This is a genomic window from Bacillus sp. FJAT-29790, assembly GCF_019039215.1.
In the GTDB taxonomy this organism is placed as follows: Bacteria; Bacillota; Bacilli; order Bacillales; family Cytobacillaceae; genus Cytobacillus.
Map to the genome: position 1 here is coordinate 1,560,021 of NZ_JAHNZZ010000001.1, position 23,546 is coordinate 1,583,566.

Annotated in this window: 22 protein-coding genes and 1 riboswitch; of the genes, 7 read left to right on the forward strand and 15 right to left on the reverse strand. The window is 38.3% G+C overall.

Annotated elements, in window-relative coordinates:
• Positions 1 to 626: 626 nt before the first annotated feature.
• From BGM26_RS07255 to BGM26_RS07310, 12 genes are all read right to left on the reverse strand, one after another.
• Positions 627 to 1,646 (reverse strand): thiazole biosynthesis adenylyltransferase ThiF, encoded by a 1,020-nt coding sequence (locus tag BGM26_RS07255; RefSeq protein WP_217039088.1) that lies wholly within the window; start codon positions 1,644 to 1,646, stop codon positions 627 to 629.
• A complete protein-coding gene (locus BGM26_RS07260) occupies positions 1,643 to 2,410 on the reverse strand; it encodes a thiazole synthase (protein ID WP_217039090.1) in 768 nt (255 codons plus the stop codon). The genes BGM26_RS07255 and BGM26_RS07260 overlap by 4 nt, the downstream gene beginning before the upstream one ends.
• 1 nt (position 2,411) lies before the next feature.
• Positions 2,412 to 2,615, reverse strand: a complete 204-nt coding sequence (gene thiS, locus BGM26_RS07265) for a sulfur carrier protein ThiS (RefSeq protein WP_217039093.1) — start codon at positions 2,613 to 2,615, stop codon at positions 2,412 to 2,414.
• A 14-nt stretch (positions 2,616 to 2,629) separates the two neighbouring features.
• Positions 2,630 to 3,754 carry a glycine oxidase ThiO gene (thiO, locus tag BGM26_RS07270; protein WP_217039095.1) on the reverse strand — a complete coding sequence of 375 codons (1,125 nt, stop codon included), beginning with the start codon at positions 3,752 to 3,754 and terminating at the stop codon, positions 2,630 to 2,632.
• A gap of 1 nt (position 3,755) precedes the next feature.
• A complete protein-coding gene (locus tag BGM26_RS07275; RefSeq protein ID WP_217039097.1) occupies positions 3,756 to 4,367 on the reverse strand; it encodes a thiamine phosphate synthase in 612 nt (203 codons plus the stop codon).
• Positions 4,368 to 4,398: 31 nt separating this feature from the next.
• Positions 4,399 to 5,181: an energy-coupling factor transporter transmembrane component T family protein gene (locus BGM26_RS07280; protein WP_217039099.1), complete on the reverse strand. Its 783-nt coding sequence runs from the start codon at positions 5,179 to 5,181 to the stop codon at positions 4,399 to 4,401.
• Positions 5,182 to 5,194: 13 nt separating this feature from the next.
• Positions 5,195 to 6,661 (reverse strand): ABC transporter ATP-binding protein, encoded by a 1,467-nt coding sequence (locus BGM26_RS07285; RefSeq protein WP_217039100.1) that lies wholly within the window; start codon positions 6,659 to 6,661, stop codon positions 5,195 to 5,197.
• Between the two features lie 12 nt (positions 6,662 to 6,673).
• The gene (locus BGM26_RS07290) at positions 6,674 to 7,258 is read right to left on the reverse strand and encodes an ECF transporter S component (RefSeq protein ID WP_217039101.1); all 585 of its coding nucleotides are present in this window, start codon (positions 7,256 to 7,258) and stop codon (positions 6,674 to 6,676) included.
• A 159-nt stretch (positions 7,259 to 7,417) separates the two neighbouring features.
• Positions 7,418 to 8,137, reverse strand: a complete 720-nt coding sequence (gene tenA / locus BGM26_RS07295; protein WP_217039102.1) for a thiaminase II — start codon at positions 8,135 to 8,137, stop codon at positions 7,418 to 7,420.
• 152 nt (positions 8,138 to 8,289) lie between these two features.
• Positions 8,290 to 8,441: riboswitch (TPP riboswitch) on the reverse strand.
• Positions 8,442 to 9,519: 1,078 nt separating this feature from the next.
• Positions 9,520 to 10,827: a replicative DNA helicase gene (gene dnaB, locus BGM26_RS07300; RefSeq protein WP_217039103.1), complete on the reverse strand. Its 1,308-nt coding sequence runs from the start codon at positions 10,825 to 10,827 to the stop codon at positions 9,520 to 9,522.
• On the reverse strand, positions 10,827 to 11,168 hold the full coding sequence (locus tag BGM26_RS07305; protein WP_217039105.1) for a replicative helicase loader/inhibitor: 342 nt from the start codon (positions 11,166 to 11,168) through the stop codon (positions 10,827 to 10,829). Before BGM26_RS07305 ends, dnaB begins: the two co-directional genes overlap by 1 nt.
• Complete coding sequence (locus tag BGM26_RS07310; protein WP_254119113.1) at positions 11,161 to 11,739, reverse strand: conserved phage C-terminal domain-containing protein; 579 nt, start codon at positions 11,737 to 11,739, stop codon at positions 11,161 to 11,163. The genes BGM26_RS07305 and BGM26_RS07310 overlap by 8 nt, the downstream gene beginning before the upstream one ends.
• Before the next feature lie 995 nt (positions 11,740 to 12,734).
• On the opposite strand from BGM26_RS07310, the gene BGM26_RS07315 reads away from it, so the two are divergent.
• The 5 genes from BGM26_RS07315 to BGM26_RS07335 all read left to right on the forward strand — a co-directional run bounded on the left by BGM26_RS07315 (position 12,735) and on the right by BGM26_RS07335 (position 16,828).
• A complete protein-coding gene (locus BGM26_RS07315; RefSeq protein ID WP_217039109.1) occupies positions 12,735 to 13,181 on the forward strand; it encodes a hypothetical protein in 447 nt (148 codons plus the stop codon).
• Between the two features lie 2 nt (positions 13,182 to 13,183).
• Positions 13,184 to 13,408: a helix-turn-helix transcriptional regulator gene (locus tag BGM26_RS07320; RefSeq protein WP_057776397.1), complete on the forward strand. Its 225-nt coding sequence runs from the start codon at positions 13,184 to 13,186 to the stop codon at positions 13,406 to 13,408.
• Between the two features lie 45 nt (positions 13,409 to 13,453).
• Complete coding sequence (locus BGM26_RS07325; protein WP_217039111.1) at positions 13,454 to 14,152, forward strand: DUF4386 domain-containing protein; 699 nt, start codon at positions 13,454 to 13,456, stop codon at positions 14,150 to 14,152.
• A 634-nt stretch (positions 14,153 to 14,786) separates the two neighbouring features.
• Entirely contained in the window at positions 14,787 to 15,737 is a 951-nt protein-coding gene (locus BGM26_RS07330; protein ID WP_217039113.1) for an SDR family NAD(P)-dependent oxidoreductase, read from the forward strand.
• Between the two features lie 332 nt (positions 15,738 to 16,069).
• Positions 16,070 to 16,828: a YheC/YheD family protein gene (locus tag BGM26_RS07335; protein WP_217039115.1), complete on the forward strand. Its 759-nt coding sequence runs from the start codon at positions 16,070 to 16,072 to the stop codon at positions 16,826 to 16,828.
• A 229-nt stretch (positions 16,829 to 17,057) separates the two neighbouring features.
• On the opposite strand, the gene BGM26_RS07340 is transcribed toward BGM26_RS07335, so the two are convergent.
• Positions 17,058 to 18,269, reverse strand: coding sequence for a serine hydrolase domain-containing protein (locus tag BGM26_RS07340; protein ID WP_217039117.1), 1,212 nt, complete (start codon positions 18,267 to 18,269; stop codon positions 17,058 to 17,060).
• Between the two features lie 280 nt (positions 18,270 to 18,549).
• Positions 18,550 to 19,830 (reverse strand): MFS transporter, encoded by a 1,281-nt coding sequence (locus BGM26_RS07345; protein WP_254119115.1) that lies wholly within the window; start codon positions 19,828 to 19,830, stop codon positions 18,550 to 18,552.
• 120 nt (positions 19,831 to 19,950) lie between these two features.
• Between BGM26_RS07345 and BGM26_RS07350 the strand changes: the two genes are divergently transcribed.
• Together BGM26_RS07350 and BGM26_RS07355 are read left to right on the forward strand one after the other, a co-directional pair.
• Positions 19,951 to 20,508, forward strand: coding sequence for a helix-turn-helix domain-containing protein (locus tag BGM26_RS07350; RefSeq protein ID WP_217039119.1), 558 nt, complete (start codon positions 19,951 to 19,953; stop codon positions 20,506 to 20,508).
• A 191-nt stretch (positions 20,509 to 20,699) separates the two neighbouring features.
• Entirely contained in the window at positions 20,700 to 21,959 is a 1,260-nt protein-coding gene (locus BGM26_RS07355; RefSeq protein WP_217039121.1) for a hypothetical protein, read from the forward strand.
• 435 nt (positions 21,960 to 22,394) lie between these two features.
• On the opposite strand, the gene BGM26_RS07365 is transcribed toward BGM26_RS07355, so the two are convergent.
• On the reverse strand, positions 22,395 to 23,243 hold the full coding sequence (locus BGM26_RS07365; protein WP_367949281.1) for a COG4705 family protein: 849 nt from the start codon (positions 23,241 to 23,243) through the stop codon (positions 22,395 to 22,397).
• Positions 23,244 to 23,546 lie beyond the last annotated feature (303 nt).

Genomic DNA, 23,546 nt, shown 5'->3' on the forward strand with positions numbered 1-23,546 from the left:
AATGAAAGGGTCTAGGTTGAAAGCACTTGCCGGTGAATTTACACAAAAACAAGGACTTGACAGTTCTATTGGACAGATATCGCTGTATATTCCACTTTTCGGGCTCATTGAACGGTTCTATTGGACAGATATCGCTGTATATTCCACTTTTCGGGCTCATTGAACGGTTCTATTGGACAGATATCGCTGTAATTCCATTTTTCGGGCTCATTGAACGGTTCTATTGGACAGATATCGCTGTAAATCCACTTTTCGGGCTCATTAAACAGTTCTATTAGACAGATTATATCTCTAACAACAAATTTTTTGGTGGTTGATCAGTATTAAGATGGATTTTTGAGGCCCTAATCCGTTTATTAAGTTACCAATGAAGGGGAATATTCTCTTTTTATACAAAAATAACAAAGTTTGCGAAAACTGCCATCGAAATTAATTCCTCAAAAATTGAGCGTACCTAATGAGCTACGTTTGCTAGCCCTATCATTATGGAAAGAATGTTCCATATTGATAGGGCTAAGAGGAATTCTGTTAGCTTCATAGCAGCTTTTTTCGTTCAGTTATCAAAAGTCTTATTCGGTTGCTTAGCCAGACTTATCGCATTTACAGCCGCTCCATCCACTTTCCATTTAACCTAAATAACGATGATACAACGTTTTCGCTTCCGCAATATCTTTCGTTCCGTGAATGAGGACACGACCATCTTTAAAAATAACTAATCGATGGATTCCTATCGCAAAGGAAAGTAAATATGGATTTCGTTCTATTTTTCCTCCTTGGACTTGGAGGATCTTTTCAAGATGTTCCAGATCTCTTTCCATTCTCTCTGGTGGGCGAATCTGCACGGTGTCCCGCCCGCATAAAACCGCTGTTTTTGTTCGATTTGAATAAGAAAGATTTGGATATGTTCGCTCTGTTCCACATGACAAGCAGCTGTCTTTTTTAACTTTTGCTACATTAATGGATGTATGCTGGTTCTTCCATAAATCAAATGAAACGAGTTTGCTTCTAAGGGAATCGTAATCTTCCACAAGAATTTTTAAAGCTTCTGTTACCTGGTTTGAAACAACCATTTGAACGGCAGGACTAATAATTCCTGCCGTATCACAAGTTAAGCCACCAAGTGGAACCGTTTCTAGTAAACAATTTAAACATGGAGTGACCCCTGGAATAATCGTATAACTAATCCCATAACTTCCAACACAGGCTCCATAAATCCATGGAATCTTGTATTTTTGAGAAATATCATTAATTAGCATTCTCGTATCAAAGTTATCAGTCGCATCCATAATTAAATCGACACCGTCAACAAGACTCTCCATCTCTTCTGGTGTTACATCTAGAACAAAAGATTCTATGTCCACATCCGAATTCACTAATTTCAATCTTCTCGCAGCAGCTACAGCTTTTGGCGTTCGTTTTTCAGCATCTTCTTCGCAAAAAAGCTGCTGTCTTTGGAGATTGCTCCACTCCACATAATCCCGATCAACTATTGTTAGCTTTCCGACCCCTGCTCGAACGAGCGCTTCAGAACTTCCAGTTCCAAGCGCCCCTACTCCAATCACTAAAACGTGTTTCTTTCGAATTTTGCTTTGGCCTTCTATTCCAATAGGCGCAAATAATTCTTGACGTGAATAGCGTTCACTCACCCAATACTCATCCCTTCCAGCGGGCTGCTTGCGGTTGCATACTCTTTCTTCGGAATTCGGCCCGCCTCATATCCAAATCGACCTGCCTCAATGGCGAGTTTCATTGCTTTTGCCATTTTGACCGGATCCTTTGCACCTGATACAGCTGTGTTAAGAAGAACTGCGTCTGCACCTAGCTCCATGGCAATGGCAGCATCTGAAGGTGATCCAATACCAGCGTCTACAATGACTGGGACATTCGACTGTTCAATAATAAACCGTATATTCAATGGATTGATAATTCCCTGCCCTGAACCAATCGGAGACGCACCAGGCATAATCGCATGACAGCCTAATTCTTCTAAGCGTTTGGCCAGCAGAACATCATCTGACGTATACGGTAACACAATAAACCCTTCTTTTACCAATTCTTCCGATGCCTTTAGCGTTTCTACTGGATCAGGAAGCAATGTTTTTTGACAGCCAATCACTTCTACTTTAATCATATCGCAAAGACCAGATGCCTTTGCAAGTTTCGCAATTCGAACCGCTTCTTCTGCCGTTTTTGCCCCTGCCGTATTTGGGAGAAGTGTATATTTTTGTAGATCCAGCTTTTCTAAAAAATTGGGCTGGCTCGCTTCGAAAATATTCATTCTTCGAACAGCAAATGTTAAAATTTCTGTTTCTGACACTTCTACTGCTTCCTTTTGAATATCGAAATTTGGATATTTCCCTGTACCTAGTAATAATCTTGAATTAAATTGATATGGACCGATTTTTAACATGTCATCCGCCTCCTACAAAATGGACTATTTCAACTCTGTCCCCATTGGACAGGCGTGTTTCCTGATGATTTCCTTTTTCTAAAATATCCTGATTTAATTCCACAATCACTACCTTTTGATCTAAGCTAAAATGTTGCAATAGCTCTGAAACCGTTCCAATTTCAGCAGGAACTTTTACGAAGTCCCCATTAATAACTAATTCCACGTTTTTCACCTCATTTATGAAACAATCATTTTTAAAGAACGCTCCACCCTGAATGCAGACAATTCAGGAACAGCCTTTCTTTCTACCAAATCTGCTATCAGCTCTCCAGTAACTGGAGAAAGTAAAATTCCATTTCTAAAGTGACCCGTTGCAATGAAAATCCCATGATATTCTGGGTGTTCACCAATATATGGCAGGCCATCTCCTGTTTGGGGCCGGATACCTGCCCATGCTTTTTCCCACTCTGCTTCAGTTATAGCAGGGATAAGCTGCTTTGCTTTTTCCATTAAAGTTGAAATTCCTTCTAGACTTACTTTTTGGTCGAATGTATGGGGGATCATCGTTGCACCAACGATGATTCTCCCTCCAACTTTTGGTACAATATAGCACCCCTGTGAAAAAATTGTTTTTTCCAGCAATGGCCGATGTGTTTTAACGGAAAAACATTCCCCTTTTACTGGATAGGTATCAAGCCTAACCCCTGCCTCCCGAAGAAGGTGGCTGCTCCAAGCACCACTTGCTACGATGACATTTTCGCTTAAAAATTCCCCTTCACTTGTAACAACACCTTTAACCCTTGAATTTTCGATGCGGAAAGAATGCACTGTTACGAATTCCTTTATTTCAGCCCCAAGAATAGCAGCCGATTTTGCAAAGGCAATGGCTAGCTGATAGGCAGAGACATGGCCATCTTTAGAGATATACATTGCCCCTCTAATAGCATCAGAGAGTTGTGTTTCATAGATTCTTAATTCAGCTGTTGAAAACCATTCCGCCTCCTCTCCTGCACTTCGTTGAATGTCGATAATCCTCTTTAACTCTGCCTCTTGCTCACTAGTAAGTGCTACCTTAAACATTCCCTTGTTGACGAATTCGATATCGATCCCACTTATTTCTTTTAATTCACCTGACAGAGACGGAAACATCCCCCTGCTCCTTTTAGCCAGTTGAAAAAGTGGTCCATCTTCTTCTAGCTCGGCTTGTGCGCCTAACATTCCGGCAGCCGCACCAGATGATTTGCTAGAAAGCCTATCTTTTTCCAATATCAGGACCTTTTTACCTCGTTTTGCTAGATTATAAGCAATAGCTCCTCCATTTACACCACCTCCTACAATGATGGCGTCATATATGCAGCCCATCTTACACCCTCTTTCCTAAAGCTTTAGAATACTCTTTCACAGCTTGTAACGGATCCTCTGCTTCAAGGACGCCTGACATAACAGCTATCCCTTTTGCACCAGCTTCTAGTACGAAGCTGCAATTAGAAGGTTTTATTCCCCCGATTGCAATGATTGGCATACTAGTACTCCCCGTGATTTCTTTAAGTCCCTCTATACCCTTAGGGGGGAGATCTAGTTTTGAGTTTGTTGGAAACACATGCCCGTAAATCGCATAATCAACACCTTTTTCGGATACCTCTTTAGCTTCATTAACTGAATGTATCGAGCTGCCTACTCGAATTCCCGGGAATGCTTGCTTTACGACCCCAGAATCTAAACTGTGAAAGGCAAGCTGTACTCCAAAGGTCTTCATTGTCCAAGCTACATCCACTCGATCGTTAATAATAATTTTTGAAAGTGGAATATTTTTTTCCGTTAATATGTTTACAGCTTGGTAGAGTTGTAAAGCACTCATCTGCTTTTCCCTAAGGTGGAAAAAATCGACATACTCTTGAATTTCTGTTGCAATCTCAGCAAGTTTTTCAATTGGCTGTTTCCCAGTCGAAATAATGTGAAGCTCAGATGAAGCCATGTTGGAAAACTCCTTTGTATAGAATAAACTTCTAAATGACTAAATAAGGGAAATGAATGGAAACATAATACCCTGCCAAAAGCAGTAGGGCAAAGTATGAAATGAATACGAGATCAATTTTGGAAAATCCAATTGCATAATAGTACGTTCGATTCCTTGTATCCGAAAACCGTTTTGCCTCCATCGCTACAGCGATCCGATGTGCACGTCTAATACTTCCGGATAACATCGGAATCGAATACGCTTTGATTTTAAAATAAAGCGAACGTATTCCTTTTTGCCTTTCTACCCCACGTACCTTCATCGCATTTTGGATCGTTTGAAATTCCTCCATCATGATCGGAATTAGCCGTAATCCTGCCATAAAGCTATAGGCATATTTAGGTTTAAGCTTGACTTGCTGCATTAAGGAATAAAACAAGTACACGGGTCTAGTTGTTAAGGCAAAGGTTAATCCTAGTGCTGCAAAAACGATTGCCCGAGAGCCAACTAGTAATCCTCTTAAAAAACTTTCTTTCGAAATATGCACAAGCCCCCACTTAAACCAAGTTGTTTCCCCCTTTCCAAATAAAATCATTGAAATAGACGTAGATAAAAAAATCGCCAAAAATGGAATTAAAAATAAGAGAATGCGTTTTATTGGGTGGCCTGTATAACACAAAAATAAGATAAATACCGCGATGGTCAAGTTAATCAAAAAATTCAAGTCATGAATAAATAACACCGCGATAAATAACACGATCAATACAGCTAGCTTTACACTTGGATTAATCCGGTGAAGCCATGTTTCCTTACTTGATAAATCCATTTGCATGCCATCGCCCCCTTTATACCGATACTAATTCAGGCTCCAGGAAACGATTATGCGTTACCTTTTTATCACTGATTACTATCCCATCTTTAATCGTTAAAACTCTTGTGGCAAAGTTTCTAGTAATATGATCATCATGCGTAACCATAATGATTGTCGCACCTTGCCTTCGATAGTCCTCAATCAATTCAAGCAAGGCAAACGTATTTCTTGAATCCTGCCCAAAGGTCGGTTCGTCTAAAAGAATGAGCTTCTGTTCCTTCACAATGGAGGCTGCAACACTTAAGCGGCGCTTTTGCCCCATAGATAATTGATAAGGATGTTTTTCCCAATGTTCTGCTAGATGGAACAAGTCAAGAAGTTCTTTGACTTGTTGGTCTATTTCCGGGACAGCCATTTTATCTAACCGTAAGGAGTAAGCGATTTCTTCATATACTGAGTTCGTCACAAATTGAAATTCGGGATTTTGAAAAACAAACGTCATCATATCAGTTAATTGTTTTACTTTTTTAATAGACGTATCAGCTAACTCATATTGTCCCGTTGTCTTAATAAATTGCATTAATGCATGAAGGAATGTGCTTTTTCCTGCACCATTTTTCCCTCTTACAACAATCCATTCTCCTGAATACGCCTGAAATTCTTCAACGAAAATTTTTGATTGTTTTTGCCGTAATCCTTTAAAATCCTGCAAATATAAAACCGTCTCCCTATTTTCAAATTGTGCCTTCTCACGTATGGGGTGGTTGTCCTTTACATACTCTTCCCAAACACCTGGAAACCAGATTCCTTGTTCTTTCATTTCACTCTTGTACATGGCAAGGATGGTTTCCTTTGGCCCATCTGCCATAATCTGACCTTCTTCATTAAAAAGCACAATTCGGTCAATAAATTCTAAGACGTGATCAATTTTATGTTCCACAATAATGACCGTCTTGTCTTTACCCACTTCTTTTAAAACCTGCCAAATTTCTTTCGTACCCTCAGGGTCAAGCATAGCTGTCGGCTCATCCAAAAATAACACATCTGGTTCCAGTGCCAAGATCGATGCAATGGCTAAACGTTGTTTCATCCCACCTGATAATGTATGAATGCTTGTGTGGATATCTTCAAGGTTTAACCCAACCTGCTGCAGGTGATAATGAATTCGTTCTTTCATTTGATGTTGCGGAATTTCCATATTTTCAAGGACGAAAGCGATTTCTTCATCGACAAATGGCATACAAAACTGACTATCTGGATCTTGAAAAACATACCCCCATGAAGAAGAACATTTATGTTCTTCTGCTTTCATAGGGACTTCAATGGAATGAGGGATCAGTCCACTTAATACTTGTAAAAACGTCGACTTTCCACAACCGGATGGTCCTAGCAAAAGAACCTTCTCCCCTTTTGAGAAAGAAGCGGATAAATCCTTAAATAATAAAGAATCTTCCCCCGGGAATTTCAATCTTAACTTTTCAACATGTACTACTCGTTCCATGCTTATCCATCCTTACTTTTGATCAAGTGCCTGATAATCCTTACTTGAAGCTGGACGAACAAGATTTGTTACGCCTGTTGCTTCTAAAACTTTCACAAGATAGTAAGCGAATACACCTGCAAATAGAATTGAACCTAAAAATCTAGCGATCATAAACAGTGTTAAATTCCAAGCAACAAGGTCGCCAATTTCTGAATAGGCAAAATCCATCACGATCGATCCAATGCATGAACCAATGGCAGCTAACACAACGACCGAGATATTAAATCGTTTATACCTAAAAGCAGCAAATATCATCTCTGCAAACAATCCTTGGACAACGCCATATAGTAGAACAGTTAACCCCCACGGGGATCCTAAAATGAATTCCCCTGACGCTGCCGCAATTTCCGCAAGCAAGGCAACACCAGGTTTTCGAATAATCAAAAACGCAACGGTAGCAGCAATAAACCACATGCCATACAGAAATTGATCTACATGTAAACCGAATGGCTTTACGGCATAATACACAGAACCCCAAAGGATATAAACAATGCCAAATGCAATAGCAATCACGATTGTCACTAATATATCCGTCAATTTTAACCCTTTAGTCATACGATCATCTCCTCGATAATGACACTTCAAGTTGTTCTTTAATGAAGTAAAGGGGCGGAGCGGAGCAAGTAGGCCGATTGGCTCGAAAACAGACCAAGTCGGCTTCAAAAATTAACGAGACCTGGCTTCACTCACACCGCCTTATTGTGCTAGTTTTATTTAATTGTACGATTTTGCCTCCGTAGTAAATGATGGTGTTGAAACGCCATTTTGGTTTTGGATCGGCCAAGTTTCTAAACGGTGCGCCATTTCCCAAAAAGAGTACTCATATTGACTACTGAGTATAAAATGCTCTTTCATTCGTTCCCTATCTGTTTCTGTCACCTTTTCAGCGATCTCATCTATTCTATTAATTTGTTCCTCCACCAATGTACGGAACCAATTGCCTCCATATGCAGCGATCCACTCTTGATAAATTGGTTCTTCTGGTGTACAACCTTGAAGTCTCTCACCGATTTCATAGTACAACCAGTAGCAAGGCAAGATAGCAGCAATGATGTCGCCTAAATGACCTGAATAGGCTGCACGATACATATGTGATGTGTATGCATATGCCGTAGGTGCAGGCTTAAAGTTTTTCTTTTCTTCTTCTGTAATGCCCAGTCTATTTGAAAAATTCTCATGAAGCCTTAATTCAGCTTCATATGTTCCTTGTGCATGACTTGCTAGGCGACTCGTTGTATGTAGATCCACTGCTTTCACTGCACCTAAAGCTTGAACTCTTGCAAAATGTGATAAATAGTAAGCATCCTGCATGACATAATAACGAAAACACTCTAATGGCAATGTCCCATCACCAATTCCCTTTACGAATGGGTGATCAAAGCTTGCATTCCAAATGTGATCGACTTCTCTACGAATTTCCTTTGAAAATGTCATATTTTCTCCCTCCAATTTAATATTTCAGAAGTTGACTCAATCATGAATATTGATGAACCACGTAACCCCATCCCATCGATCACCTCAATTTCTGCAAATAAAAAACCACTTTCTCATAAAGAAAGTGGTTGTATTAAAAAATACTAGACGATTAACCGTCAATCCCACTTCCCTACGCTGGTATAGTCCAGATCAGGTTCTAAGAGTCTTAAAGCAATACTTTAATCTCAGCCCTTTTGGTAAAAATAAGCATGTGATTTCTTTTTCAGCTTATTATTTACCTAAGGCACCCCTAGTGGTAAAAATTGTGTATTCAATTAATTTCTCATTTGACTACATACTACCATGATAAATTTATTTGTCAAACACTTTTTCGAATAATAGGAATTTTCAAATCAATCATTTACTATTCTAATAACTAGATTATAGGAATAGTGCAAAAGTTTTTCAACTAAAACTTTATTGAGTGCTTCTATTGGACCAAGATTTGTGGATTTACAAGATCTTGGGACAATTGAGTGCTCCTATTGGACCGAGATTAGTGGATTTCCAAGATCTCGGGACTATGGAGTGCTTCTATTGGACCAAGAGTAGTGGATTTTCAAGATCTTGGGCCTATTGGATACTTCTATTGGACCGATTTTAGTGGATTTCCAAGATCTCGGGACTATGGAGCGCTCCTATTGGACCGATATTTGTGGATTTCCTAGCTCTCGGGACTATTGAGTGCTCCTATTGGACCAAGATTAGTGGATTTCCAAGCACTTGGGCCTATAGGGTACTTCTATTGAACCGAGATTAGTGGATTTACAAGATCTTGGGCCTATTGAATGCCTCTATTGGACCGATTTTAGTGGATTTTCAAGATTCCGGGCCTATGGAGTGCTTCTATTGGACCAAGATTAGTGGATTACCAAGATCTCGGGCCTATGGAGTGCTTCTATTGGACCGAGATTAGTGGATTTTCAAGATCTCGGGACTATGGAGCGCTCCTATTGGACCGATTTTAGCGGATTTACAAGATCTCGGGCCTATTGGGTACTTCTATTGGACCGAGATTAGTGTATTATCAAGCTCTCGGGCCTATTGAGTGCTTCTATTGGACCGAGATTAGTGGATTTCCGAGCCCTTGGGCCAATTGGGTACTTCTATTGGACCGAGATTAGTAGTTTTCTAAGCTATCAGGCCTATTGAATGCTTCTATTGGATCGAGATTAGTGGATTTACAAGCTCTTTGGCCTATTGAGTGCTCCTATTGGACCGAGATTAGTGGATTTCCAAGCCCTCGGGCCTATTGAGTAATTCTATTGGACCGAGATTAGAGGATTATCAAGCTAATAGTTTGACGCCATATAATCATATTCCTCCATGAAAAAAATTCTTTAGGAACCTGATGACAAATCCGCAAACCGCCCGTATTCCTTCACAAAAGCAAGCTCAATCGTTCCAATCGGACCATTCCGCTGTTTGGCGAGGATGATTTCGATGATGTTCTTCTGCTCTGATTGTTTATGATAATAGTCATCGCGGTAAAGAAATGCGATGACATCGGCATCTTGTTCGATTTGGCCGCTTTCCCGCAGGTCAGAAAGCATCGGGCGTTTATCCTGCCGGCTTTCGACGCCCCGGCTAAGCTGGGAAAGCGCAATGACGGCGACATTCAATTCTCGCGCCATTTGCTTTAGCCCCCTGCTAATTTCACTGATTTCTGCTTGCCGATTCGATTTATGCTTCGGATCGCCGACAATTAATTGCAAATAATCAATCACGACAAGGATTCTTTTCTGCTCTCCGTACTCCCTTCTCACCTTCCGCACCTTTGACCAAATATAGTTCATGTCCATGCCTGCTTTGTCAAAAATATGTAGATTGGCCTTTGATATATTCCCCATCGCATCAGAGAACTGCTCCCAATCCATCTCATTAAAAAGCCTTTTTGGATTCCTCATTTTCATCGAGCTGATCCTGCCATTGCAGCTAGCCGCTCTCTTCAACAGCTGCTTTTTTAACATTTCCAGTGAAAAAATAAGCGCAATATCGTTTTTCGAGGCATTTAGCGCAATATTTAAAGCAAAGGCTGTTTTCCCGACACTCGGCCTTGCCCCGACAACAATTAAATCCGACTCTTGAAACCCTCCTGTCAGTCGATCAACCTTCTTAAAGCCGGATGGTATCCCTGTTATTTCACCGAGATCCTTTCCGCAATCGGAATACAAATCTACTAAAGAAGACATAATTTCGCCAAGATCGTCATCGCCAAGATGATCTTCTATCAGCATTAAGTCATGGATGCCCTCGCGCAGCGTTGTCGCAATATCCGCAAACCTAGCATCATTCCTGATTCTGCCTGCAATTTCGACTGCTTTCCGCTTTTGATAATATTCTTTGACTGTATCTTGATAAAAGCGAAAATTGGCGGTCGTTGGCACACTGCCAGCAAGCTTAGTTATGTAACTGATGCCTCCTATGCTTTCGAGATTCTGCGTGACAATCTCTTCAACAACAGAAATGACGTCAATCGGCTTTCCCTTCTCATTAAGACACTTAATCGCTGCAAAAAGGCGCTGTAATTTTTTCAAGTACAATTGCTCTGGCCTGATCGTGCAGTCTTTTACTAATCCTTCTTCTAAAAATAACGAACCAACGACAGCCTCTTCCGCCTCCTGATTAAAAAGCTCGAATTCTTGCATCATCCCTCCCCCCTGCTGATGCCTAAAATTTCTCTCATTTTCGCAAGCTCCCTCTTTACCACTTCCTCACTTGCTGGTTTCCAGTCTATTTTTAAAATGTATGCTGTATCTGCACAATTCGGAATGGCCCGTGAAACGACTGCCGGTTTCTTGATCAAATCCGAAACCTTCGGAGGGTAAGGAGATTCTGCGACATAAGCAAGCAAATTTTCCCGGAGCTGATCAACTGTATAGTCTTTCAAGATTTTATGCCAAGAATCTACCTTTTCCTGATCCAATTCAAACTGCTCGTAATAGACAGATATCAACGCCAATAAAGTAAATGCCTCGCGCTTAGTCATCTAAATCAAAATCCTCCTCCCGCCACTGTTTCTTCGGCGATTTCTGGTTTAAATACGATTCAAACTTTGTCCCAAACAACGTCTCGGGCCTGAGATATTTATTCCAATTCGGATCATTCAGCCACTCTGCCGTCTTTAGGTCAACCACCTTTTTAAAATCACCCAGCGTAAATCCTTCCTTCCAACGTGCACGAATTAACTCCATTGTTTTTCTCGTGCCCGCTTTATAGGATGCATTCGTTTTGTCATTCAAGTATTGAATCACTTCGGAAAAAGGGATATTATTTTTCTCTGTTGTAATCTCTGAAGTAATCTCTGGTATTGCTTGTGTCATCCTGCTCCCTTGTTCGGCGCAATCTGAAGCACTGTTTGGCTCAATCTGGCTAGACAGCTGCTCACTAAGCGTTTTACCGACCCTTTCCAATTCGCCAAGCTTCTCATAGTCAATGCTGTACCACTTCGTTTGATCCATTTTTGAACGATTAAAATTCCCCGAAATTAAATAGCCTTGATTCTCCAGCGACTTAATCGTCCGCTTAATCGTACTTTCCGACCAAAACGGCAACTGCATCTGCCACTCCTTGTACGTGTTATAAATCCACTTCCTCCCCTCCATCATATGTGAACTTTTTACGAGCCAATAATGGATCTGCTGCAAAACCACCGCCTCATTCAACCCCATCTTCAAAGCCAAAGACGGAATAATCATAATTGGACTTTCATTGATTAATAGCTTGGCTCATCTGTACGCCTCCAAACTTTTCCCTTTATTAAAAGCAGTTCTGAGCTGGATCTCATCTAAAAGAGACAGAGCCTATAAATCTAACCTGACCATTCTGAGATCTTCCATTAGCTCACTGCCTTCTGCCTTTCATATATATGGAAGTTGAGAAAAAGGACATGGAGAACAAATAAAAAAAGAACGCTAGACAACTATTGAGTTTGTTATCCAGCGTTCATGCATATGTAAATGACGTACTCTTGCTCAATTCAATAAAACATTAGTTGGATACATTTCATAAAGACTTTATTTGAGAATAACGAACCATTTTTTTTATGTTTGAAGCTTGGTAGTCACTTAGATCAAATAGCGGAAATAAATATTATTGTATTCGTTTTTCGGTTTGGTTACATACAGTGTTAATGTTCACCCAATTTGGTAGTTTAAATATTTGTTCTGCATCATTCGGACCTAATTGTTTCATTTCTTCCATCAGCTCTTTCCTCCATTACAGAAGGAAAAATACGTTTCAAAGAAACGTTTAAGGGGAATTTTAGATTAAATACATAAATATCCATAGTCATATTATTAACATCAATTTTTAGCCTTTTATAGTTTGCTATTACTTATGCTACGGTTCACCGTAACGTATCTAAATGAGGTTTTTATTATGTATTTTAAGAATAGTGCTTCACTCCCCGAATAAGGTCGGTGAATTCGACAAAATACGGGAAGTGTACACTTATTTCAATATAAAATGTAGAAATCATTATGTAAACTTTACTTTACATTATGCATAAAATATTTTACTAGAAGTAAAGTTGACCATACAGGGGGTGTAAAACATGACCTATCAAGAAAAGAAAAGTATCGTATCATTAATCAGCACCATACTAATTTTCGTATCTTATTGCTTGTACATGTACCCTCAGTACCCTGAAGGGGGTCTGGAGTCGATTGAAACCTTTCGCTACTGGGGATCCTTCGTCCTCATCTTGACTGTAGTTTCCATAGTTGCGCACATCATTATCAGCATTATTTTTAACACTCTCTTTAGAATTACGACGAGAGAAAAGGAACCCAGGTTTGCGGATGAACCGGATAAATTGAATGAGCTGAAAGCGTTCCGAAATTCTTTTTTTGTGTTTATTCTCGGCATTCTTGTTGCAATGGGAGTGCTGATCATTTATCAGCCGTTACAAGTGATGTTCATTATCCTGATAATTTCAGGATTCATTTCCAACGTGACCGACCCCATTACGAAATTTTATCATTATCGGAGAGGAGTGTAAGAGTGGGCAAAAATCTTGTCGGCAATCATATTCGAAAATTACGATTCAACCATGATGAAATGACCCAGCAGCAGTTGGCTGACAAGGTGGGAGTAACAAGACAAACGATTGTGGCTCTCGAAAAGGGAAACTACTCTCCATCTCTAGAACTGGCTTTTCGAATTGCTCATGCCTTTAACTTACCTTTGGAAGAGGTATTCTTTTATGGGGACAACACCAAAGTTTAAGAAATACCTATAACGTTTATGAATTTATTAAAAGGCGGAGATAAAATGAATTCAAACAAAAGAGCGGCAAAAATTGTGGGAGTACTATTTATACTTGCAGCCGTAGCAGCAATAATAGGTCTAACTTTATACAATCCCATCCTAAACGGTCCCGATTACCTGATTAAAGGTAGCGAACATGCCAACCAAGTGATACTGGGAGCGCTTATGGAGTTAATTCTTGTCGTTTCAGTGGTTGGTACGGCAACGGTCATGTTTCCAATTTTACGAAAATATAATGAAACGATTGCTCTTTGGCATGTTTGCTTCAGATTTCTTGAAGCGGTTATCATTACGGTTGGTGTAATCAGTGTGCTGTCCCTGTTGACCTTAAGCAGGGAATTTGTAGCAGCAGGAGCCCCGGATAGCACCTCTTTTCAAGCATCAGGTATATTATTAAAAGCAGTACATGACTGGACCTTTCTGCTTGGGCCACTTTTCATGCTTGGTATCAATACAATGATGTACAGTTATCTATTTTATAAATCCAAGCTCGTGCCCAGGTTTATCTCCATCTTGGGTATGACAGGGGCAACTTGTGTTTTTATTTGTGCCTTGTTAGTCATGTTCGGTGTCATTCAGCAAATTTCTGTTTGGGGTGGTATTTTGGCCCTGCCTGTAGCAGCAAATGAAATGATTTTAGCAGTATGGCTCATCGTTAAAGGATTCAACGGTTCTGCATTAGATTCCCTGTCTGAAAAATAGAAAGTGCCGAGATATTTGCATTTCAGAATTTTGAATATTAATTATTTATGGGATTTATTCGAAGATTCTCTGCTTGAATCAGTAAAAAAACAGAGCTGACTTGACTATTGGTCAACTCTATTTTTTTATGTTAAAAACAACAATGCTAGTTTTCTCAGTTACTTATGGTACGGTTCACCGTAATATATCTATATGAGGTTATTATTATTACAAGGACAAATGCCTGCAAAAATATAATCATTTTCATTATCAATATTAAATACTTTTCTACGTCGAATAAAAAATTGTTTTCATTCCAGGCTTCGACATTTTCCACTTTACTTTTTTGGTAATATTTTCATATTATTTATTTAGAAGTTTTCTTTTTATTGAATCAAATATTCACTTTTCTATATACTTTTAAGGAGCTAAAAGACCTACGCGATTAGCAAACAGCTGTTGATTGAACAAAATACAGGGGTAATCCATTTCATGATGTAGGAGTCGCTATTTTGCGGTCGCTAAGGAGATAGCAGCCTGTTTCGAAACCTTGTCATAAGGAAAAGATCGCCATCGATATAGTAACCGCCGTATAGATGCGTAAAGCAGGAAACGTGGAAGGACCAAATATGGGCGAAAAATAAGGAGGATCGTTATGAAAGACAAAATTGTTATAATTACAGGAGCCAATTCCGGGATTGGTAAAGCGGCGGCCCTTAAATTTGCAACAGAAGGATACCATGTTATCATGGCTTGCCGCAATATGGAGATTAGTACAGCCGTACAAAGAGACATCATTAAAATCTCAAAAAATACGAATATAGATCTGATGAAGCTTGATATCTCTTCTTTTGATTCTATTCGTTCATTTTGCACAGCTTTTAAAGCCAAATACCCGCGGTTGGACATCCTGATACATAACGCCGCCTACTTAAATCACGGTAAAAAAGAATATAAACTTAGTCCCGAGCATATCGAATTGTCTTTTGCTACAAATACATTCGGTCCTTTTTTAATGACTCGTTTATTGGTAGATCATCTTGCAAAATCACCAGACCCAAGAATCCTCAATGCTTGTACGACAAACATCAAAAATTTCTTCGACCCGAAAAGGAAGATCGAGTTCGACAATTTGCGTGGAGAACTGAGGAACACACGGCCTTATAGCACTTATAAGATGTATGGAGACTCGAAAATGGCGTTACTGATGCTAACCTTCAAAATGGCAGAAGAATATAAAAGCATGGGGATCAAAGTCAATGCCCTTCAAATCAACCGCGTAAAACTATCAAAAGAGACCATTAAGAAAATGCATTCCTTTTGGAAAGTGTTTGCATGGGTACAAAATCTCACCAATCCTTTACCATCGGGCATGGCCGATAACTATTTTCAAATTTGTACTTCGGATGAATTTAAGAATGTTACCGGTCAACTGATCAATCATAAGAGAGAGATTATTAAACCATCTACAACCGAAAAAGGCTTTACACAATTGAAGAACATCTTCGGTTCAAGCAGCTATCCTAGATACGCAACAAATCCTCAAAATATTGAACAGTTATGGAAGTTAAGCACCACGCTCATCGAAGAATACACTCAAAATTAGTGAACTACCCCCTGTGAGTAGACAGTGGAAATAATTTAAAGTGGCTTAAACGGCCTTAGCCCTCTATACCAGTGGGCTGAGGCCGTCCTTATTTCACTCGAAATCAACCCAATAAAGATCTTTGATACAAATTTCCAAAAAACCCCACCTGTTTATAATACGGTTCACCATGATCTATCTAAATGAGGTTTTTTACTATGTAATCTTAGAACTTATTTATAACAATTATCTATGTAAAAACTATTTTTTATTTTCGCCGTTGCTCAAAAAAAAACCAAGCATACATTAACCATTATGATACAAAAAAGCTGATGTGAAAGCGGTGATAACGTTTGGTTCATAAAGTCGGAAAACTGGAACAGTACAGGCTATTAAATGCTAGCCAAATCCCCCCCGGATGCCTTCCAACTACTGCTGAATATTCACTAAAAAATTTGAAGGTTTTCTTAACGAAATTTAACGTAATCTACATTAAACATGATACTTCCGGTCAAGGTAGAGGGGTTTTCAAGGTCACTAAGGGGCAAAATCAAATTCATACACTAAATGGTTTTTCTATGCAGGGAAAGGCGATTAGCCAAGAGCTCAGAATTGAACAGATTCATAAGCTATTACAACCATTTGAAAGGTTAGGAAAATTAAATCCTTATATCATTCAGGAAGGGATTCAAAGTTTTCTTAAAAGTGGACAGCCCTTCAGTATCCGTGTTCATGTTCAATTTGTCAATGGCAAGTGGAAGATTGCCGGCATGTATGCAATGATTAGTACTGAACAGCTTAAAGAAAATGGTATAGCTAATAACTATCGTGGCTCACAGGTTTTCACTACTCAGAACCTGATGCGGCACTATCTTAAGTTGAATTCCAAAGAAGAAAGAGATCTTTTGGCAAAGATAAGGGACATTTCCATTCGTGCTTCTGAAGCAATGGCAAAAATATACCCTTCCAGAGAATATGGAATAGATGTTGGGCTGCATAAAAATTTTAACCCTATGATCTTTGAAGTGAACAATACGCCCAGTATTCGAGGATTTTATCATATCAATCCACAGCTTTGGCACAGTATTGTTAAAATTCGAAAGAGCCTCTAATTCCGTCAATAGTTTTTGCTCTCGATTGTATATTGAGAGATCGAATCTCTATTGGGATGTGTAAAACATACTAACATTAGTAGTACAAACCACGTCCTTGGTCTGTACTGCTATTGTTAGTATGTTTTTTATGTTTGGTTTGTTAAATTGGTCTGTTGATTTCCGCTACAGGATAACAGTGCCTATTCCTTCTAAACTTATCATATTTACGCGAATTTTATTGGATTTACTATTCTTTACCTACTTTTATAGATATTTCATTAAAAATAGCCGGCCAGCTATCTACATTTCCCATCGATTTACCCGTTCGTAAAATAACAATATTATTTTCCGGAGACATATATAGGTATTGTCCATACTTTCCTATCGCAAAATAGTCTAAACCACCATTATTATTTGGTGTACTATACCACATGTATTTATATCCTATATTTTTATTTTCTAAAAATGACCCTTTATATTCATCACTATTTATAGGGAAGTCGCTAAATAGTGATTGTTTTAACCAATTTTCATTTACTATATGTTGCCCATTCCACGTACCACCATTAAGTAACATGCTACCTATCTTAACAAAGTCGATCGCTTTGAAATTAATACCGCTCTCCATCTTTTCAAAACCTGTTACTTTACTGTCTAGACTCCATGAAGCATTATTTTCAGCTCCGATTTTATCCCAAACTTTCTGTTCGAAATATTCCGATACATGTTTCCCCGTACTTCGCTCCAGTATGATGCCAAGTAATAAAGGATGATAATTATTATAATGAAATCTTTTCTGGTATTTTGTCGTCAGCTTATTATGAGTCAACGCTAAATTACGTAAATCAGGCATATAATAAGTTTTAGCATCGTCGCCAAACCAGATATTCCCTTCCTCATAGCTAATGTTTGAACGCATCAAAAGTAAATCTTCAATTGTAACTCCTTCCATACTTGTTCCTTTGAACTCGATTATATAATCAGCTATAGACTGTTTTACACTTTTAATATAACCATCTTCAATCGCCATTCCAATTAACAACGAATCAATTGACTTAGCCATTGAAAAAGATGTATTGACAGTATCCTTGTCATATCCGTTGTAATATTCTTCAAGCACTACCTTGTCATCGTGGACAATAATAAATGACGTCGTATTTGTTTCCTTTAAAAAGGTATCCAAAGGCTTGTTTCTGCTTTTTCCACTAAACATATAGTCTATTGGCATAGTTTTTAAGGATTCATCCAGGCCATATTTGTAATAATAGGGCTGTGAGCTTTTTTGAATAATCCGCTCGGGAAATACTTTGTAATCCGTTACATCCGAATCTCCATTTACTATCGTCCTAACAACATATTGTGGGGAAAATAGTAATGAGGAAACGAATACAAGAAGAACAGAAAATATCAAGGAAATTATTAAGAAAAAAAGTAATAGCTTGGTAGTTTTTTTTATCATTTTACCTCCATAATTTCAAAAAAATAGTTTGACCTGAAAGTTATTGTCTATTCCATTTTACTTTAAAAATAGAAAAAAATGCTACACTCCTCCTCAAATAGTAAAAATGACAATATCATGAAAATCAATAATTAAACCAATTTTAATCATAAAATCGATACCTAGCATTCCAATAAATCCGTTAAAAGGAATATTCAAATCTAATCGAGAGTTTCCCCAAATAGGAAAAAGCTGTCACAAAGACAGCTCCGATGTTGTGTCTTTACTCTTAATTGTTAAGTTATATATTTAACGAATTTTCTTCAACGATTACCCTAGTCGGTTGCTTTTTAATGACAATAACAAATAAGCTTGCCAATAAGCAGAATATTCCTGCCAAGAAAAATGCCCACGTATAAGTATTGAATAATTTATATAGGAGTCCCCCGCCAAAGGCTGCAGCTGCTGCACCAGCTTGATGAGAAGCAAAAATCCATCCATAAACGATTCCACTTTTTTTTATTCCAAACACTTGCCTCGCTATACCAATGGTTGGTGGCACAGTTGCAATCCAATCTAACCCATAAAACACAGCAAAAATTAGAAGTAATGTGTACGAGCCTTCAGAAAGCGCAAAAGGAAGTATAACAAGTGATCCCCCCCTTAATAGGTAGTACCAAAACAATAACCATCTATTATCAAAACGGTCTGATAACCAACCTGAAAGGGTTGTTCCTACTAAATCAAAAACTCCCATAAACGAAAGGAGCGATGCGGCTGTAACCAAGGGGATACCAAAGCTTACACAATAAGAAACAAAGTGAGTACCAATTAGTCCACTTGTTGAAAGTCCACAAATAAAAAAGCTGCCTGATAACAACCAAAACTCTTTTACCTTTACTGCATCAAATAACCCGTTAAAAGCAAGCAAAATCGGGTTATTCTTCTCTTCATCAATATTAACTTGTGTTTCTTTTTCACGACCATAAGGAAGCAAGCCCACATCTTTAGGAGAGTTTTTCATAAATAAAAAAATAATCACTAGCATAATCAGACTAAGTATCAATATTAATGTAATTGCCGAACGCCACGAATATTTATCAATGATAATGGCTAAGATGGGAAGCAATATTAATTGACCTGTTGCAGTGCTTGCTGTCAATATTCCTAACGCAAGTCCTCTTCTTTTTTCGAACCATCGGTTTGCAATATATGGGCTTAATACGGTTAGAAATAACCCTGAACCTAAGCCTATAATAACGCCCCAGATGATAATGAGCTGCCACTGCTGTTGCATAATAAACGTAAGCAAGGTACCTGATAACAGCGTAGCCATAGATAACATCATCGTCTTCTTTATTCCCAGCACTTCTATTAATGCAGCCATAAAAGGACCTGATATACCATATAAAAATAAACCCACAGCAAAAGCTAAAGATATAACTGAACGGTCCCAGCCAAATTCTTCTTCAAAGGGTTCTATGAAGACACCTGAAGATGACCTTATAATTCCAGCAACAATAATGGAAAAGAAAGTAATACATAAAATAATCCAACTATAATGAATACGAATTCGATTCAAAATCTCACCCACAATCCTAAATAGAATGGTAAAATCATTATAATAACTAAAATGGACATTATAATAATTTATTATATTGTACAACATGGACATTATAATGTTCAAGGGAGGTTTTTAAATTTGGAGAAAATTCAAGGAATTATTTCGAATAATCTAAGAAGGATTAGAAATAAACGAAAACTAAGTTTGGATGATTTATCAACAATAACTGGTGTAAGTAAAAGCCTTTTACGGCAAATCGAAAAGGAAGAATCCAACCCAACAATTACAACTATATGGAAAATTGCTGATGGATTAAAAATACCGTTTTCTTCTCTAATGAAATACGAATTCCCTGATACGGAAATTGTTAGAAAACAAAATATTGATGCACTTATTGAAGATAAAGGTTTATATCGTCTCTACCCTTACTTTAATTTTGAGGAACAAAAGCCTTTTGAAATGTATTCAGTTGAAATGGAGCCTTCAGCTCGTTTGAAAGCAAACCCTCACAATTCAGGGGCAATAGAGTGTATAACCGTTTTTAGTGGCACTCTGTGTCTTACTATTAATGAGACGGAAAATATCTTACATACAGGCGATTCCATTAAATTTAAAGCTGACACCCCGCATTCTTATTCCAATCCAAGCAGCAAACTTACAATATTAAGTATGGTCATTTACTATCCGGAATCATAGAAAAGAGAATGCCCACTCGGCATTCTCTTCTTATGTATTTTCTTCAACTAACCTCCCTCTATATAGAAAGAATTATCTCCTCTGATAGTACATTTTTTCGCAATTTTACAAAAAGAGGTACATATCTCTCTAACAATTTGGTCAACATACCTATATAGCAAGCAGAACGAACTTAAGGGAGAATGTTAAAAATGAGAATAACAAAAGTAAATACACTTTTAGCATTGTTGAAGGCCATTTTTGAAAATATACCACAAGTGTTGGAAGTTGAAGGTTCCATTCTTTCCCCTCATTCAATTATTTTACCTGAAGGCTATAAATTAACCGGAAAAGATGATGAATCATGTATGATAAGCTTCAATAATAGTGATGGTTTTGGAGTGACTCGCGATAATACCATCTCAAACCTAACCGTTATGACAAAACATTCAAACCGAGCAATTTATACAGTGTCTGGTATTCAGGATATGGGGAATATTGTCCTTGAAAATTTGCATATATCAGGTCAGGTTTCCATTATTTCTAGACAAAGAACGAACAGGATTAATCTTAATGTAAACAATATCCACATTACCTCTTGCGACTCGAGACATTATAGCGAGCAACCGCAAAAGTATGGTGTTAATGTGTACCAAGGAGCAATGACCGTATACAATTTCAATTCAGATGCAAACAGTCAAATTGATTGCAATTTAACAAACATCTCCATAGGCTTTAAAAACGCTCCTGTTTTTGGCTCAGGTATTTTTATTTGCGGATTTAGCGATGAAGGCGGCAAGGTTAATTTAGAAACACTTAGCACAGGAGCTGTCTATTCAAATGGAATGCTGCCGTATGGGACAGCCGATATTATTACCGCGGCTGTCTTTATTGTGTATGGTGTGGATGCAAAAACAGTTGAACATCATGGCGAGATTGTGACTTACGGTGTTAATGACATGGTTTTGGATACATGGGGAAAAGTTGAAAAGTGGGTTAGCCATTTCCCGGTAGTATCTTATGGACCAAGCGGCATCGGATTTGTGAATTTTGGAACGGTAAAAGATTTCGTGGCGCAGGATATTATTACCTATGGATTAGGGGCAAGAGGGTTTAACCAATATGATGGTACAGTTGAAAATATTAAGTTTAAATCAATCACAACCTATGGGGATGGATCCATTGGAATACAAGTCAGTAAGCCCATTGGAACTATCATTGTGGAAGAAAACGTCACAACCTATGGCTCTGTGGGCAACTCCCTCGTTAAAGGCGTGAATATGAAACTTGCGGCAAGCGCCATAAGTATTAAGTCAGGTGGCAAAATTGAAAGTTTGACCGTTAATGGCGACATTATTACGAACGGTGATGATGTTACAAGTTATGCATTGGAGGGCGGAGAAGTTAAGGAACTGAACATTAAGGGGAAAATCATCGCTAATGGTAAAAATTCAAAGGAAAATACAAAATAAACGCAACTAATCGAGGAAAAACATCATAAGTAAATGAGGTTTTTAAGTACAGTCGTAAATCACTTTCAACAATAAAAGCCAGCTCAAAGCTGGCTTTTATTGTTGAAAGTAAATAGTTTAGCACTTCGGTAATTTTTGGTATAATTTGGGCGGTGACAGGCTCCAATATTAAGGTTGCCTCATGTTTCCATTATAGTTGTATGACGTATTGGTCATAATGCCGCGGGCATAGGTTGAATATGCGTGGAGCATACTTCCATCTCCATCTCTGTAGAAAACACTCACACCCTCCCTATTGGATTGTGAAACGATCGTTGGTTCTCTCGGGTGTTTCTTTAAGCAGAATAAGCGTAGAGAAACATCTCTCAAGCCTATCTTCCATCCAATCCTTTATCGATAATCAAGCTAGAAAAGTTCATTTTTTAAAAACACTTATTAGGTAAATGAGCTAGACGACTTATTATTTCTTATAGTAGCGTAAATAATAAGAACACCGAGAATGACTCCAAGAACAAGAGATGATCCTGAAGTACCTAGATTTAACCCACCTTTTTCAATCGGCTTTGTAAGGTAATCTCCAAATGTTGCTCCAAAAGGGCGAGTTAGGACAAAGGCAAGCCAAAATAAGAATACGCGAGAAATTTTTGTGAAATACTTGGCTAGGATTATGAGAGCTAATAGAATTCCGATTAGAACGGCTCCTCCAACATATCCAAGACCAGAACTATCCGCCAAGAAATCACCTAAAGCTGTACCTAAAGTATTGGAGAATAGGATGGCAATCCAATAAAGTATTTCAACTTTACGTGTGCGAATATCATGGATATTCAACGAACGTTCACTTACATACCAATAGGCAAATATAATCAATAATATACAAACTAATATCGTGGAACCAATTGCATACCCCAACCCTAGAGTACGATCCATAAAATCAGACATCGTTGTTCCAGCGATGGCGGTTGAAGTAATGACAAGCCAATAGATGATTGGATAATACCTTTTGGATATAAGTTGAGCGATAAGAGTGATTATAAACAGAGCAAATAAAATTATGGTGCTGGCCCCATATCCTACTCCCATCGTCATGGACAACAAGTCTCCTGCTGTTTCACCTAGTGTCGTGGCATCAATCTTCATGATCCAAAAGAGAAGTGTGACTTGTGGAATTTTATTCATTTGTGATTTATCCCTTCTTTCAAAACGGATGTCTTTTCTATTATGTTGAATTGGCCATACATCTATACTAGCTGGTACTCTATTTGTTTTTGATTTGATCCCCACTAGCCTTGCACACCTTTGAAATAATCCCATATTTTCAAAAAAAGCATTTACTCATAAGAAAAAAACTCCTATTGTGGAAGTTGTTGACCTTGTTATGTTTCCTAAACAAACAAGTCTTCTACAAAGGAGTTTTTCAATTGAATAATAAAAGTATTGGTCGGGAAATGCTTATTTGTCAATGCTTATCCTTCTTCCAACAGAGGATTTCGACTGTCTATTGATAGATTACGGGAAGTATAGGCTATCGACAAAGTCACTATTAAAGATTTTCGTTGCAGCTCAGTTAGACTGGTGAAGCTCTTA

Excerpts from the sequence above, each read along its gene's own strand:
- BGM26_RS07275 (WP_217039097.1), bottom strand. The coding sequence starts at position 4,367 with ATGGCTTCATCTGAGCTTCACATTATTTCGACTGGGAAACAGCCAATT.
- BGM26_RS07340 (WP_217039117.1), bottom strand. The coding sequence starts at position 18,269 with ATGATAAAAAAAACTACCAAGCTATTACTTTTTTTCTTAATAATTTCC.
- BGM26_RS07355 (WP_217039121.1), top strand. The coding sequence starts at position 20,700 with ATGAGAATAACAAAAGTAAATACACTTTTAGCATTGTTGAAGGCCATT.
- BGM26_RS07310 (WP_254119113.1), bottom strand. The coding sequence starts at position 11,739 with ATGCAGTTGCCGTTTTGGTCGGAAAGTACGATTAAGCGGACGATTAAG.
- BGM26_RS07305 (WP_217039105.1), bottom strand. The coding sequence starts at position 11,168 with ATGACTAAGCGCGAGGCATTTACTTTATTGGCGTTGATATCTGTCTAT.
- BGM26_RS07285 (WP_217039100.1), bottom strand. The coding sequence starts at position 6,661 with ATGGAACGAGTAGTACATGTTGAAAAGTTAAGATTGAAATTCCCGGGG.
- BGM26_RS07330 (WP_217039113.1), top strand. The coding sequence starts at position 14,787 with ATGAAAGACAAAATTGTTATAATTACAGGAGCCAATTCCGGGATTGGT.
- BGM26_RS07315 (WP_217039109.1), top strand. The coding sequence starts at position 12,735 with ATGACCTATCAAGAAAAGAAAAGTATCGTATCATTAATCAGCACCATA.
- tenA (WP_217039102.1), bottom strand. The coding sequence starts at position 8,137 with ATGACATTTTCAAAGGAAATTCGTAGAGAAGTCGATCACATTTGGAAT.
- thiO (WP_217039095.1), bottom strand. The coding sequence starts at position 3,754 with ATGGGCTGCATATATGACGCCATCATTGTAGGAGGTGGTGTAAATGGA.
- dnaB (WP_217039103.1), bottom strand. The coding sequence starts at position 10,827 with ATGCAAGAATTCGAGCTTTTTAATCAGGAGGCGGAAGAGGCTGTCGTT.
- BGM26_RS07290 (WP_217039101.1), bottom strand. The coding sequence starts at position 7,258 with ATGACTAAAGGGTTAAAATTGACGGATATATTAGTGACAATCGTGATT.
- BGM26_RS07325 (WP_217039111.1), top strand. The coding sequence starts at position 13,454 with ATGAATTCAAACAAAAGAGCGGCAAAAATTGTGGGAGTACTATTTATA.
- BGM26_RS07260 (WP_217039090.1), bottom strand. The coding sequence starts at position 2,410 with ATGTTAAAAATCGGTCCATATCAATTTAATTCAAGATTATTACTAGGT.
- BGM26_RS07280 (WP_217039099.1), bottom strand. The coding sequence starts at position 5,181 with ATGCAAATGGATTTATCAAGTAAGGAAACATGGCTTCACCGGATTAAT.